Annotated in this window: 14 protein-coding genes; 7 read left to right on the top strand and 7 right to left on the bottom strand. The window is 61.3% G+C overall.

From position 1 onward, the window contains the following. Positions 1-31: 31 nt before the first annotated feature. The 7 genes from M0639_RS07760 to M0639_RS07730 all read right to left on the bottom strand — a co-directional run bounded on the left by M0639_RS07760 (position 32) and on the right by M0639_RS07730 (position 7,128). Positions 32-1,672: a class I adenylate-forming enzyme family protein gene (locus M0639_RS07760; protein WP_003941478.1), complete on the bottom strand. Its 1,641-nt coding sequence runs from the start codon at positions 1,670-1,672 to the stop codon at positions 32-34. Positions 1,673-1,681: 9 nt separating this feature from the next. Next, positions 1,682-2,386, bottom strand: coding sequence for an ABC transporter ATP-binding protein (locus M0639_RS07755; RefSeq protein ID WP_007735382.1), 705 nt, complete (start codon positions 2,384-2,386; stop codon positions 1,682-1,684). 1 nt (position 2,387) lies between these two features. Next, on the bottom strand, positions 2,388-3,161 hold the full coding sequence (locus M0639_RS07750) for an ABC transporter ATP-binding protein (protein ID WP_007735383.1): 774 nt from the start codon (positions 3,159-3,161) through the stop codon (positions 2,388-2,390). Then, entirely contained in the window at positions 3,158-4,186 is a 1,029-nt protein-coding gene (locus M0639_RS07745; RefSeq protein ID WP_064074215.1) for a branched-chain amino acid ABC transporter permease, read from the bottom strand. Before M0639_RS07745 ends, M0639_RS07750 begins: the two co-directional genes overlap by 4 nt. Continuing rightward, positions 4,186-5,061, bottom strand: a complete 876-nt coding sequence (locus M0639_RS07740; protein WP_020906730.1) for a branched-chain amino acid ABC transporter permease — start codon at positions 5,059-5,061, stop codon at positions 4,186-4,188. The genes M0639_RS07745 and M0639_RS07740 overlap by 1 nt, the downstream gene beginning before the upstream one ends. A gap of 15 nt (positions 5,062-5,076) precedes the next feature. After that, positions 5,077-6,261: an ABC transporter substrate-binding protein gene (locus M0639_RS07735; protein ID WP_064074216.1), complete on the bottom strand. Its 1,185-nt coding sequence runs from the start codon at positions 6,259-6,261 to the stop codon at positions 5,077-5,079. Between the two features lie 126 nt (positions 6,262-6,387). After that, positions 6,388-7,128, bottom strand: coding sequence for a TetR/AcrR family transcriptional regulator (locus M0639_RS07730; RefSeq protein WP_003941474.1), 741 nt, complete (start codon positions 7,126-7,128; stop codon positions 6,388-6,390). A 267-nt stretch (positions 7,129-7,395) separates the two neighbouring features. Here M0639_RS07730 and urtA point away from each other — a divergent pair, with 267 nt between their 5' ends. The 7 genes from urtA to M0639_RS07695 all read left to right on the top strand — a co-directional run bounded on the left by urtA (position 7,396) and on the right by M0639_RS07695 (position 14,040). Next, the gene (gene urtA, locus M0639_RS07725; protein ID WP_007735391.1) at positions 7,396-8,652 is read left to right on the top strand and encodes an urea ABC transporter substrate-binding protein; all 1,257 of its coding nucleotides are present in this window, start codon (positions 7,396-7,398) and stop codon (positions 8,650-8,652) included. A 54-nt stretch (positions 8,653-8,706) separates the two neighbouring features. After that, the gene (gene urtB / locus M0639_RS07720; RefSeq protein WP_003941514.1) at positions 8,707-9,591 is read left to right on the top strand and encodes an urea ABC transporter permease subunit UrtB; all 885 of its coding nucleotides are present in this window, start codon (positions 8,707-8,709) and stop codon (positions 9,589-9,591) included. Further along, on the top strand, positions 9,588-10,694 hold the full coding sequence (gene urtC, locus M0639_RS07715) for an urea ABC transporter permease subunit UrtC (RefSeq protein WP_007735392.1): 1,107 nt from the start codon (positions 9,588-9,590) through the stop codon (positions 10,692-10,694). The genes urtB and urtC overlap by 4 nt, the downstream gene beginning before the upstream one ends. Next, positions 10,691-11,527 carry an urea ABC transporter ATP-binding protein UrtD gene (gene urtD, locus M0639_RS07710; RefSeq protein ID WP_003941545.1) on the top strand — a complete coding sequence of 279 codons (837 nt, stop codon included), beginning with the start codon at positions 10,691-10,693 and terminating at the stop codon, positions 11,525-11,527. The genes urtC and urtD overlap by 4 nt, the downstream gene beginning before the upstream one ends. Before the next feature lie 3 nt (positions 11,528-11,530). Further along, positions 11,531-12,223, top strand: coding sequence for an urea ABC transporter ATP-binding subunit UrtE (gene urtE / locus M0639_RS07705; protein ID WP_003941544.1), 693 nt, complete (start codon positions 11,531-11,533; stop codon positions 12,221-12,223). A gap of 1 nt (position 12,224) precedes the next feature. Next, complete coding sequence (locus tag M0639_RS07700) at positions 12,225-12,914, top strand: GntR family transcriptional regulator (RefSeq protein WP_063314792.1); 690 nt, start codon at positions 12,225-12,227, stop codon at positions 12,912-12,914. A 136-nt stretch (positions 12,915-13,050) separates the two neighbouring features. Beyond that, positions 13,051-14,040, top strand: a complete 990-nt coding sequence (locus tag M0639_RS07695; RefSeq protein ID WP_039973481.1) for an LLM class flavin-dependent oxidoreductase — start codon at positions 13,051-13,053, stop codon at positions 14,038-14,040. Position 14,041 lies beyond the last annotated feature (1 nt).

The following is a 14,041-nucleotide window of genomic DNA, read 5'->3' as shown; positions in this document are numbered from 1 at the left end:
CGTAACGCGAAGCCGGTACCGCCAAGTGCGATCAGCCGAGTTCAGCGATCCGCCTCTGCGCGAGTGCCTTGACTTCACCCTTGGCTACTTTGCCGCCTGCCGCCATCGGCAATTCGGCGACCGTCATCACGTACTCGGGTATGTACTCGCGGGTCACTCCTCGGCTCTGCAGCCAGGCGGTCAGATCCTCCGAACTCAGATCGTCATCGGCGGACACGACGACCGCACAGACCTTCTCACCGAACAGCGGATCGTCGACCCCGACCACGGCGACCAACTCCACCGAAGGGTGCGCGCGCACGTACTCCTCGACTTCGACCGCGGAGATGTTCTTGCCGCCACGAATGATGATGTCGGCTTTGCGCCCGACCACACGCACCCGTCCTGTCTCGTCGATCTCGACGATGTCGCCGAGAAGCATCCAACCGTCGTCGGTGTACAACTCGTCGTTCGCATCGGTGTCCCCCCAATAGCCCTGACACATCAGCGGTCCGTTCACCCCAGGCTGACCGCGGCGGACGGAGCCGGTCATTTCCTTTGCCGCATCGTCGAATACACGAACTTGCATGCGATCGATGACGTGGCCGCACGTCTTCAGTCGGGTATCGGAACCGTCCGAAACCGTCGTCACCGAGACGGCGCCGGTTTCGTTCGATCCGTAGAACTGCAGGACAGCCGCTCCGGTACGTTGTTCGAATGCCAGCGCCTCCGAATAGGGCACGGCTTCACCACCGGTGAACATGAAACGAAGTGACGAGAGATCGGCCGATTCCGCGGCCTCCGAACGCAACAGCATCTTGAATTGTGTACTCACACAATTCAAAGCAGTCACCCGTTCGCGCTCGATCAACTCGATCATCACCGAAACGTCGAAGCGTTCCATGACGACATTGCGAGCACCGAGTAGTGCCGGCAGGAAATGCGAAGTCCAGAGGCCGAATCCGAAAGGTGCTGGAACCGCGCCGAGGAACACCTCATCCGAACCGATCGCCGCCGCCTCGGCGGCAATCTCGGAGAAACCAACCCAACGATCCTCGGTTTGTGTGACCAGTTTGGGTAGGCCCGTTGTGCCGGAGGTCGAGTTCAGCATCGAAACGGCTGACGTGACAAAACACGGACTGGTTGCGGGGAACTGCTTTAGCTCGACCGGCAACGAGGTGAGTTCGCCGTTTGCGCTCACGCGTTCGAAACTCACGTCGGCGCGTTCGTCGGCGAAGACGACGTCCAGTCCGGGATGCTCTGCCCGCAGACTCGCCACGAGTTCGGCGGTATCGACGCCGCGCAGCGTGCGAGTGGTGACGAGTACGGAGGCTTCCGAGCGGGCGATCAGATGAGAGATCTCGCGAATGCCCGAGCGCGAACCGATTCCGACGGCGACGCGGCCGGTACGAAATGCTGCGCAGAGAGCCGCATGGAATACAGCGGTGTCGGGGAGCAACACGGCTACATGTCCGTATCCCTCACCAGCTAGATCCAGCGCCGACGCGATCGCATCGGCAGCCGCGTCGTACTGTTTCCACGACACCCTCGATTCCGGAGTGACAAAGGCGGTTTCGTCCGGGATGGTCTCAGACCAATGCCTGACCATTTCGCTGATGCTGACGCCGGCGAACCGGTCCGGATTCGTGGCGAATTCACCGACGGTGAAGTCGAGTGTCTTCGTTTCCAGCATGATCGTCGATCATCTCCCGTCGGCGCTGAGTACGCCCATCGATTGTTTGTACGCGTTGTCCAGTGTCGCTGCGGAATCGCATTCGCGGACGAGTTCGCCGCGCTGCATGACATATCCGCGGTCGACAACCGATTTCAGTGCAGTAAGTGCCGGTTCCGTCACGATGACGGTCACACCCTCGGCGGCCAGACCCCCGACCAATGCTCGCAGCTCCGCGACGATTTTCGGTGCCAGTCCTGTCATCATCTCGTCGAGGAGCAACACCTTCGGGGTTTCCAGAAGGGCCCGCCCCAGAACCAACATCTGCTGCTCACCACCGCTGAGGACCCCGGCATAACTCTCCGAGCGTTCACGCAGGATCGGGAACCTCTCGAAAGCTGTTTCCACGGCTTCGGCTTTCAATCCCAGCAGGTCTGCGCCGACGCGTAGGTTCTCGCGAACGGACATTCGCATGAACAGTTGCCTGCCTTGGGGAACGTAGGCAAATCCGCTGCGGACACGATCCAGTGCCGATAATTTCTGGATCTCTCGACCATCGAATTTGATTGTCCCGGTGGCGGGAACCGAGCCGTAGATGGATCCCGCCAAGCTGGTCTTGCCCGCACCGTTCGGCCCGACGATGGCTGTCACTTCACCGGCGGGAGCGGCAAGGGAGACTTCCCGGACGGCGACAGCGGATCCGTATCGAACTGTGACTCTGTCGAGTTCGAGCATGTCAGGCGCCTTCCTCGTATTCGGAACCGAAATAGACTTCTCGCATCGCGTCGCTGGCCAAGCACTCCTGCGGTGGTCCGTAGAACGCCACTGATCCGAAATTGAGCAGCACGATCTTGGTTGCGAGCGCCGCGATGAGATCGACGTTGTGATCAACCAGGACTACTCCTTTGCCCTGCGCGGCAATCGATCGCACGGCACCGGAGATGGCAGCGATGCCGTCGTGATCCGCGCCGGCAAACGGTTCGTCCAACAGGAGGACTTCGGGTTCGGTCGCCATCGCCCGCGCCACCTCGACCAGACGCTGCGCCCCCAAACTGAGATCCCCGCAAGCACTCTCGACGTCGGTGACCGAGTATCGCGCAGCAATCTCCCGGGCCCGCTGTGCTGTCCGGTCCCAGTTCTCGAAAGGTCCTTTGATCGCCCACCACAGCGAGTGCAGAGGTGAGGTGATCTTGTGCCCGTACAGTCCCGGGATGATGTTGTCGACGGCGTCGAGTTCCGCCGCGAGCTGCGGATGTTGAAACGTGCGCGAGAGCCCTTGCCGTGCACGGCGCTCCGACGGCCCGGTCAAGGGAGCACCCGCGAGCGCGACGGTTCCGGAGTCTGCTTGCTGAGTGCCGAAGATGCAGTCCACCAGTGTGGTCTTGCCTGCCCCGTTCGGGCCGACCAGTCCGATCACCTCTCCCGGTCCGACGCTGAACGAGACATCGTCGACAGCGCGGACGCCTCCGTAGGACTTGTGGAGCCCGCTCACTTCGAGTAGCCGAGTCATCGATTGCCACGCTCCTTGTACAGACGGTTCATTCGACCCAGAACGTTCTGACTCCACCCGATCACCCCACCAGGCGCGACGATGAGGATCACCAGGACGGCTCCGGCAAGCAGGAGTTCGCCACTTCCCTGGTACCCGGGCATATTCAGCGTCACGATCACCACGATCAATGCACCGAGCGGAGCACCCCACGCCGAACCGCGACCGCCGATGATCGGCATGAAGATTGCGAGGAAAACAATACTGAGAGTGAAGGTTTCAGGAGTGACAGCCTGCACCGACACGGTGAACAGCGATCCGCCGGTCGACGCGATCGCAGCACCGATCGCCAGCGCCACGACGGTCAGGTGCGCAGGATTGACGCCGGAAGACCGTGCGACATTACGATTGTCGCGGGCAGCTTGCAACATCAGCCCCCACACCGATTTCCGGAGTCGATCCACAGCGACCGCGATCAGACACACGAACAAGATCGCGAACACGACCAACAAATAGCGCGGTGGCTCCCAGCCGAACATCGTCACAGTCTCGACACCCGAGATCCCGGCCGACCCGCCGGTGAAACTCGGCCCGTCGATCAACCAGTGCTCGAAAGCGATACCGAACAACAAGGTCACCGCGGCAAGGTAGAAGCCGGAGAGTTTCTGTGTTGCCAAGCTGAGGAGTACTGCAACCGCTGCAGCGGCGAGGGCGCCGAGAATCCATCCCCACCACATCGACAACCCGGTCCGAACCGAGATCAGCGCAACGGCATACGCGCCGATCGCCGCATACGCGCTGTACGCCATCGACAGTGATCCCGCGAGCACGAATGGCACGTACATGCCGAGTGCGATCAGCGAATACGTCGCAGCGAGGAACACCAGATCCTGCCGGTACAGACTCGGCCCCATCCACAGCAGCACGGCAGCAACCACGACCACGGTGATCAGCGCTTCTCGTGACAGGGCGAGCATCCTCGTCCGGGAACGGCCGGATGTAGTGGGCGGATTTGACGTCAGCGGACTGGTAGAAAGCGAGGCCATCAGACGCGAACCTTCCTCGAGAGCAAGCCTTCCGGACGGAAAGCGAAGAACACCAGGGCAATCAACAGAATCGCGGTTTGCGCAGCACTCGCACCGAAGTAGTACGGGGCGAATACCTGGACGACGCCCAACACCATTCCGCCGATCAGCGGAGCCCAACTTCGGCCGGTACCACCGATGACGAGTGCGATGAATGCCGTCAGCGTCCATGACAGACCGCTCGTGAACTGAACACCGGCCTTGGGAGCGAACAGAAGTCCGGCGACGGCGGCGATCACACCCGCGAGGGTGAACGCGATGAGGCGTACCCGATCCACCGGCAAGCCCAGGACGCGGGCGGCATCCGGACTGTCGCCGACGGCGCGTAGCAGACGGCCCGAGGTGGACCGGTTCAGCCACAGTCCGATACCGACGAAGATCACGGCAGTTCCGACGACGAGTACAACGGTCGAACTGTCGACGGTGGCACCGAGCACCGATATCGGATCGAAGTCGAAGATCTTCTGTCCGGGAAGTGGTGTTCGGCCGAAGACCGTGCCGGCGAGCTGCTGGATCCCGAACAGTACTGCGGTCACCGCCACCAACGCCGGTAGTTCCCCACGACCCGAACGCTTCTGAACCTGTTTGACCACAAGCTTTTCCGTCAGGATCGACAGCGCCACCGCTACCGCGATCCCCAGCGGCATGGCAATCCAGAGAGCGAGCCCGTAATTGATCGCGACCCAACTCGACGCCATGGCCGCAGCCATCGCGTACGGGCCCATCGCAAAGTTGAAGAAATCGGCGCCGACCACCACGAGATACATTCCGAGGGCTATCAGCGAGAAGAAGGCACCGATCTCGATGGCTGCGAGCCACAGTTGTGCGTCTGTCATGTCAATGCTCCTCGGTTATCCGCACGGGGGCTGGTAGGAATCCCACGGACGGGCAGGCTTGTTGTCCTCACCGAATTCGACGAGTACCAGGCCGCAGAGGCTGTCCGGAGCCAGGTGATCCTGCGAGGAGAACGACAGTGTCAATCCGTCCTGGCCGAAGCTGGCGGGAAGTGCCGAAACCTGTTGAAGAGCATCACGAACGGCCGTCCGATCTCGGTGGTCGCCGGCAATTTCGATTGCCTCGGCCAACATCATGACGGCGTCGTACGCCTGTGCGTCGTAGGCGGTCAGTTGATAATCAGGCCCCTTCACCGCCTGCACCTTGCGACGCAGTTCGGCGGTTCTCGGGTTGTTCTCACTGAGCGAGCCCATGTACACCATGCCGCTCAACGCCTTCGGGTCCGCCAAAGCCCAAGATGCGGGCTGGTTTCCGATGGAAGCGAGTGAGAAGCGTTGCGTCTGCGGGGTGACCTTCGACAAGGTGTTGTGCGCGAGGATTTCGAAGTGCCCGCCGATACTGGCGACCAGAATCGCGTCCGGTTCGGTTTCCGCGAGACGTGAGACCTGTGCGGTGATGTCCGCGGCATCGACCGGCGCCTTTTCGACGCCCGTCACTCTCGCGCACTTCTCGAGCGCCGGCCGCAGGGTCTTGATGATTCCGTCGATGGACGCACTCGCGTCACCGAGAATTCCCAGGGACTTGTACCCCATCTTCTCGAAAGCCCCGCAGTACACCTGGGCGTACTGCTTCAACGAGTTCGGAATCATGAACGAGAAGTCGTTGTCGGGCGCCGAGGCAAAGGCGTCGCTGAGAACGACCGGAGCTATCGCAGGAATCTTCGACTGCTGGAGAATCGACTTGGCCTGCAGCACCGACCCGCTGCCCGTGGCGAGGATGACCGCACTGGACCCGTGATCGACCAACTTCCGAATGATCGACGGGGTTTTGGTGGGACTGCTCTCGTCGTTCTCGACAACCAATTCGACTTGCTTACCGTTGATTCCGCCCGCCTGGTTGATCAGGTCGACGGTCATCCGCACCGTCTTGCCGGCGATCGTGCTGTACGACGCACCGGGCCCGGTGGAGTCCTCGTCCAAACCGATGACGATGGTGTCTTCGGGAATGACACCGGCAGATGCGCACGCGCTCGCCCCGAGGACCACTGCCGCGCAGACGGCGATCGCCTTTCCGAGTCTCACATCGAACTCCCGTCCAAACTGTGCTTGGTAAATCAAACAAGCGCTTGATTTACGAGTGTGGACAGAAGTATGCACTGGGTCACACTGATAGTCAAAATCCGAACTACACGCGCAGGAACTGCGGTGTTACGGCTTCTGCAGCTGCCGGATCGACGAGCTGAGTTCGCGAATGACGGACTTCAATTCGTCGACATCAGAGCGGAGTTCGGCAAGGTCCGAGTCGGGAGATTCGGTCTGCGCTTCCTTCTTCGCCGTGCGCCGCGCAATGCGTGCCACCGGCTCACCGTCGACGGAACGTGCGGCAAAGCCGTCCAGGAAAACCGAAATCAGATTGCGCTGCAGATCTTCGGCCAATTCGGAAAGCTGTGGGCGATACTGCGCGACGGTGGACCAGACGGATTCACGCAGGAGACGGTGAAACTGTTCGGGATCGATGTCTTCCCGAAACTCCGCGTCGGCAATTCCGCGAGCGATAGCCGATCGCCAGTAGCTGTGTGCCTTCTGAACCAGGATGGTGATGGGCGCGTCCGCCGGTTGCGACGAAAGTATGGCTTCTCCCTGATAGACCTCCGTGGCATACGGGTGATCCACCGCCGAGGCAAAGGAGACCGACACCATCGTGGCCAGGCGATTTCGAGCCGAACCTTCCGGTTCGATCGAGTCCTCGTACCGGACGTTGAGATCTTCGAGGAACCGGACGACGATCTCGTTGGCTATCGCATCCTTGGAGTCGAAGTAGTGATAGAGGCTGCCGGAGAGGATCCCGACTTCGTCGGCGATGTCGCGCACCGTCGTCGCGGCGATTCCCCGCTCACTGAACAGCTTGGCCGCATGAGCGAGTATTTCGTCCCGTCGGGTCGAGCGCACGAGAAGATCCTTCCGACGTTCCGATCGTCAAGCGAGTGCTTGATCAATTTCTCGTCGATGCTAACACCGCACCCTCGCTGACCTGCGGTGTGAGGTCCTGGATACCCAATCGAAACACCGGACACACACTTGTCACCGACAGTCATTCCACCGCAACAACTTCCACCTACTCTGTGCACTCGACGAATACAGCGTTGTATACGCACTCCGGATACAGATCTGTCAGAGCCATTGTCTGCCAGAGCCATCGACACGAAAGGCCCGTACATGCGAACCTTCTCGAAGCGCACCCTTGCCGCGCCGGCCGCTCTCGCCGCGCTGGGCTTGGTTCTCACCGGCTGCGGAAGCAAGGCAACAGACACCGCATCGGGAGATTCGACGGCTACGTCGTGCGTCGACACCTCGGGGGACACGATCAAGGTCGGTTCCCTGAATTCACTCTCGGGCACCATGGCCATCAGTGAAGTGACGGTCCGCGACTCCATCTCGTTGGCGGTGCAGGAGATCAACGATTCCGGCGGTGTACTGGGTAAGAAGATTCAGATCGTGGCAGAGGACGGTGCGTCGGAGCCGACAGTGTTCGCCGAGAAGGCCGAGAAACTGATCAGCAGCGATTGCGTCGCAGCAGTTTTCGGTGGCTGGACCTCCTCGAGCCGCAAGGCCATGCTGCCCGTGTTCGAGGACAACAACTCTTTGCTCTACTACCCGGTCCAGTACGAGGGACTGGAAGATTCGAAGAACATCTTCTACACGGGCGCAACGACCAACCAGCAGATCATCCCGGCGCTGGATTACCTGAAGGAGAAGGGCGTCAAGTCGCTGTATCTGGTCGGCAGCGACTACGTGTTCCCGCAGACCGCCAACCGCATCATCAAGGCGTACGCGGCAGCGAACGGCATCGAGATCAAGGGCGAGGATTACACGCCTCTGGGTTCGACCGACTTCTCCACCATCGTGAACAAGGTCCGCACAGCCGACGCCGATGCCGTGTTCAACACACTCAACGGCGATTCCAACGTTGCGTTCTTCCGTGAATACTCGAATGTCGGCCTGAAACCCGCCGACATGCCCGTCGTCTCCGTCTCCATTGCGGAGGAAGAGGTCGGTGGTATCGGAGTCCAGAACGTCGAAGGCCAGCTGACGGCGTGGAACTACTACCAGACCATCGACTCCCCCGAGAACAAGAAGTTCGTCGCGGCGTACAAGGCGAAGTTCGGGCAGGACAAGCCCACGTCCGATCCGATGGAAGCGGCATATACCTCCGTCTACCTCTGGAAGAACACCGTCGAGAAGGCCAACTCGTTTGCGGTCAAGGATATTCAGGACAACGCCGACGGTGTGACCTTCCAGGCGCCCGAAGGACTCGTCACCATCGACGGCGACAACCACCACATCACCAAGACTGCCCGGATCGGCGAAATCCGTTCCGACGGACTGATCTACACGGTCTGGGATTCGGGACAGCCGATCGAGCCGGATCCGTACCTGAAGAACTACCCCTGGGCTGAGGGCCTCGGTAGCTGATCGACAAAAGGCGGAATTGACGGAATCGACGAGTAGAGAGGTGGAGCGTCTGTCATGGATGTTGTGATCGGGCAGTTGTTCACGGGTTTGAGTATCGGATCGATTCTCCTGTTGGCAGCGTTGGGGTTGTCTCTCACGTTCGGGCAGATGGGTGTCATCAACATGGCACACGGCGAGTTCATCATGGCCGGCTCGTACACCGCATACGTAGTGCAGCAGGTGATCTCGAATGCAACGGGATCGTTGATCATTTCTCTGCTCGTCGGTTTCGTCGTCGGCGGACTGATGGGTGTTGTGCTCGAAGTGGTCCTGGTATCGCGGATGTACCACCGACCCCTCGACACCCTGTTGGTGACATTCGGCGTCGGATTGATCCTTCAGCAGTTGGCGCGCGACATCTTCGGCGCGCCGGCAGTCAATGTTTCGGCGCCGAGCTGGCTTTCGGGCGGGGTCGATATTTTCGGCGCCGTGGTGCCGAAAACCCGCATCTTCATTCTGGTGTTGGCGATCGCAGCGGTGATCGCACTTTCGGTCGCACTGAAGCAGTCGTCGATGGGTAGACGCATCCGGGCCGTCGTCCAAAATCGCGATCTGGCCGAGACGAGCGGAATCTCCTCTCGTCGTACGGACATCACGACCTTCTTCCTCGGTTCCGGGCTCGCCGGCGTCGCGGGTGTCGCGTTGACGCTCATCGGTTCCACCAGCCCGACCATCGGCCAGTCCTATCTGATCGACGCCTTCCTGGTTGTTGTCGTCGGCGGTCTCGGTCAGATGAAGGGAGCCGTGATCGCAGCCTTCGCCCTCGGCATCTTGAACTCGTTCATCGAGTACTCGACGACAGCGTCGATCGCGAAGGTGATCGTGTTCGTCATCATCGTCGTCTTCCTTCAAGTTCGGCCGCAGGGCCTGTTCGCAGTCAAGACGAGGAGCCTCGTATGAGCATCCTGAACAATTCCCGAATTCGGGTGTGGGGCGGTTTTGCACTTGCCGCGATCGTGCTGTTCGCCGTCGCTCCGGCTGTGCTCTCGGACTTCAGGCTGTCACTGTTGGCAAAATTCCTGTGCTTCGCCATAGTCGCTGTCGGTATCGGTTTGGCTTGGGGCAGAGGCGGAATGCTCACGCTCGGCCAGGGCGTCTTCTTCGGAATCGGCGCATACGTGATGGCGATGCACCTCAAGATCGCCGATGCCGAACTCAAGGGCGACGCGGTCCCGGACTTCATGTCCATCGCCGGCAAGACCGAACTGCCGGGATACTGGCAACCGTTCGCCTCGCCATTCGTGGCGATCTTCGCCATCCTTTTCCTGCCGGCCGCTGTTGCCTTTCTCCTCGGACTCGGTGTGTTCAAGCGGAGAGTCAAGGGCGCGTACTTCGCGATCCTCTCGCAGGCACTCGCCGCGGCTTTCGCGATCCTCTTGATCGGCCAGCAGTCGATCGGTGGCAGCAACGGCCTCAACCGCTTTCGCACGTTCTTCGGTTTCAATCTCAACGATCCGGCGAACAAGCAGATGTTGTTCTTCATCGCCGCCGGAGTTCTTCTCGCATCGGTCGCTCTGATTCGCCAGCTGATGAACTCCCGATACGGCGAACTCCTCGTCGCCGTCCGTGATCAAGAGGAGCGAGTACGTTTCCTCGGATACGATCCGGCGAACATCAAACTGGTCGCCTACGTGACCGCGGCGTTCCTCGCCGGTATCGCCGGCGCGCTGTTCGTTCCGATCGTGGGCATCATCTCCCCCGCCGACGTCGGGATCGTCCCGTCCATCGCTTTCCTCATCGGGGTCGCGATCGGCGGCCGCGCAACGCTTCTCGGTCCGGTACTCGGTGCGATCGGCGTCGCGTGGGCGCAGTCGACATTCTCGGAGAAACTCCCTTCGGGATGGATCTACGCACAAGGGTTGATGTTCATCGTCGTGGTCGGGTTCTTCCCGGCAGGTGTGGCCGGATTGTTCGCCCTGATGCGCCACCGCAAGAAGCGTGAGACCCCGGCCGACCCGCCGGTCAAGGTCTCCCAACCCGAACCAGTGGAGGTGTCGTCATGACCAACACAACCGCCACCAGCGAACCCACACCGGCACTGGGTGGCAACGCCGGAATGTCGTCCGAGTACCTCGAAGTACGAAATCTTTCGGTCAGCTTCGACGGTTTCAAGGCCGTCGACGGCGTCGACTTGACCCTCATGCAGGGCGACCTGAGGTTTCTCATCGGCCCGAACGGGGCTGGAAAGACAACGTTGGTCGACGCCATCACCGGACTCGTTCCCGCGACGGGTTCCATCACGAAGTCCGGCGAGCAACTGCTCGGCAAGAAGGTTCACAAGATCGCCCGCCTCGGCGTCGGGCGAACCTTCCAGACGGCAAGCGTCTTCGAAGAGCTCTCGGTGCTGCAGAATCTCGACATCGCGGCCGGAGCCGGCCGATCACCGTGGAACCTGCTCAGAAAACGCAAAGGTGTGCTTCCCGAGATCGAAGAGGCGCTGGAGACAACCGGGTTGGAGCACCTCAGGGACACCGCCGCAGGCATTCTGGCGCACGGACAGAAGCAGTGGCTCGAAATCGGAATGTTGTTGGTACAGAACTGTTCCGTGCTCCTGCTCGACGAGCCCGTCGCAGGCATGAGCCTCGAGGAGCGCGAGGAGACCGGGAACCTTCTGCGGCGCATCGGCGGTGCGCGAACCGTCGTCGTAGTCGAGCACGACATGGACTTCATGCGATCCTTCGCCACGTCCGTCACAGTGCTCGCCGCTGGGAAAGTGCTTGCCGAAGGAACTGTGGCGGAGGTCCAAGCCGACCCCAAGGTGCAAGAGGTCTACCTCGGCACAGCCGCTGCCGGAACCGATCTCGGCGCCGACACCGAACCGACCCCGGAGGACTGAATCATGCTCGAGCTCGTCGACATCCGCGCCGGCTACGGACGCACCGAAGTGATCCACGGCGTATCCCTGCTGGTTCCCAGCGACGGAGTTGCGGCAGTCATGGGTCACAACGGTGCGGGTAAAACCACCTTGCTGCGCGCCGCCGTCGGTCTGATCAAACCTACACGGGGAAAGGTACTTCTGAACGGTGAGGACATCACCGGTCTACGGCCGAGCGCCCGCGTCGCTCGCGGACTTGCCTACGTACCCCAGGGTCAGCAGTCGTTCGGACAACTGACAACTGCCGAGAATCTTCGGGTGGTCGCCGACGGGCGCAAACGCGGAAAGGCACTCATCGCAGAGGCATTGGATCTGTTTCCCGCACTCACCACGCTCCTCGACCGTCGCGCGGGACTTCTCTCCGGTGGGCAGCGACAACAGCTTGCCATCGCTCGCGCCCTGATCACCGAGCCCAAGATCCTCATTCTGGACGAACCAACCGAGGGCATTCAGCCCAACGTGGTCGCCGAAATCGAAAGAACCGTCATGGAACTCACCGAGCGCGGCGATCTCGGTGTCCTCCTCGTAGAGCAGCACATCGGTTTCGCGCTCCAATCTGCGCAGCATTACAGCATTCTCGCGGCGGGACACGTGACCTCGACCGGTGAGGGCGGCACCACGTCCACCGAGGCGGTTCGTCGAGCGATGGCAATCTGACATGAGTGTGCGCCCGCCGCTGCGCGAGCAGGTCTATCGGTCGATCCGGAACGATCTGATGTCGGGTCAGATCGCGCCATCCGAACGACTCGGCGAAGAACGGTTGGCTCATCTCTACGGTGTCTCGCGAACACCGGTGCGCGAAGCGCTCGCGAAGTTGGAATCCGACGGGCTGGTCGAGCGCGACGAACATGGACTCTTTCCGTACCGACCGCACCTCGACGAGTTGGGTGGCCTCTACGAGCTGCGCATACTCCTCGAAGTGCACGGGCTTCGGCGGGTACTAGACGGTGAGGCCCCCGCTCATGATCGAGACGCGCTCGGTTCCGAACTCGACAAGTGGTACACATTTCTCAAACAGATGCCGGTACCGGACGCCGGCTTCGTGACGCTCGACGAGGAGTTCCACATCGCGCTCCTCGCCTCATCCGGAAACCACGCGTTGGTCGACGCCTTGCAGGCCGTCAACTCGAAGCTGCGCCCCGTGCGGATGTTCGACTACCTGACTCCCGACCGTATGAAGGCCACCGTGGAGGAACATATCTCCGTCGTCGAACTGGTGCTGGACGGCAAGATTCCGCAAGCACACGAGGCACTGGTGTCGCACATCGACATCTCTCGTGCGGTTGTCCTCGACCGCGCTCGGCAGGCCCTCTCGTTGGCCGCCATGGCCAACGCTGTGCGGAACTGATCGAGCGGGAGTCACCGCCCCTCCGAAAATCGCACTTGCTCAGCGTGGGAAGGCTCTCGGAAATAGGAATGGACTCACAGCGGTTGCACCTCACAACGACGCTTGCGTTCTATTCGCTGAGAAAGGCACCACATTCATGGCCGTCCCACTTTCCATCCTCGATCTCGCCCACATCGGCGACAACGAAACCGCCAAAGACAGCTTCGACGCCAGCGTGACCTTGGCGCAGCGCGCCGAGGAGTGGGGTTACAAGCGAATCTGGTATGCCGAGCACCACAACATGGGTTCCATCGCGTCTTCGGCCACCAGCGTTCTGATCAGCCACGTCGCCGCGCACACCAGCAAAATCCGCCTCGGCGCCGGTGGAATCATGCTGCCCAACCACGCGCCGCTGACGATCGCCGAGCAGTTCGGCACCCTCGAGACTCTGCACCCGGGTCGCATCGATCTCGGTCTCGGTCGCGCGCCCGGTAGTGATCAGAAGACCATGCAGGCTTTGCGACGCGACCCGAGTTCTTCGGACAGCTTCCCGCAGGACGTACTCGAGCTTCAGGGCTACCTCGGCGACACTTCGCGCGTCCCCGGAATCAATGCCGTTCCCGGTAAGGGCACTCACGTTCCGCTCTACATTCTCGGATCGTCACTGTTCGGAGCCAAGCTCGCCGCGATGCTCGGCCTGCCGTATGCATTTGCCTCGCACTTCGCCCCCAACGCCCTGCGCGACGCCGTCGCGATCTATCGACGCGAGTTCAAGCCGTCGGAGCAGTTGGCGGAGCCGTACGTCATCGCGGGCGTCAACGTCATCGCCGCCGACACCCATGAGCAGGCTCAGCAGGACTTCCTCGCGGCCAAGCGTTCGCGCGTCAGCCTTCTTCTCGGACGCGGACGCAAGTTCACGGACGACGAAGCGGACATGCTGCTCGACTCCCCCGCGGGTCAGCAGGTTCTGCAGATGACCAAGTACAGCGCCATCGGCACGCCCACGGAGGTCCGCGCCTACCTCGACGAGTTCACCGAGCATGCACAGGCCGACGAGCTGATCACGGTGTCGACCGGCACCAACCGCGAGGCTTGGTTGCGCACGTTCGAACTCCTCGCCGACGTGAGCGATCTGGTACCCGCCTAAG

Source organism: Rhodococcus qingshengii JCM 15477 (assembly GCF_023221595.1).
Taxonomy (GTDB): domain Bacteria; phylum Actinomycetota; class Actinomycetes; order Mycobacteriales; family Mycobacteriaceae; genus Rhodococcus_F; species Rhodococcus_F qingshengii.
Note: the sequence above shows the minus strand (reverse complement) of the source record. Positions and strands in the feature narration are given on the sequence as shown.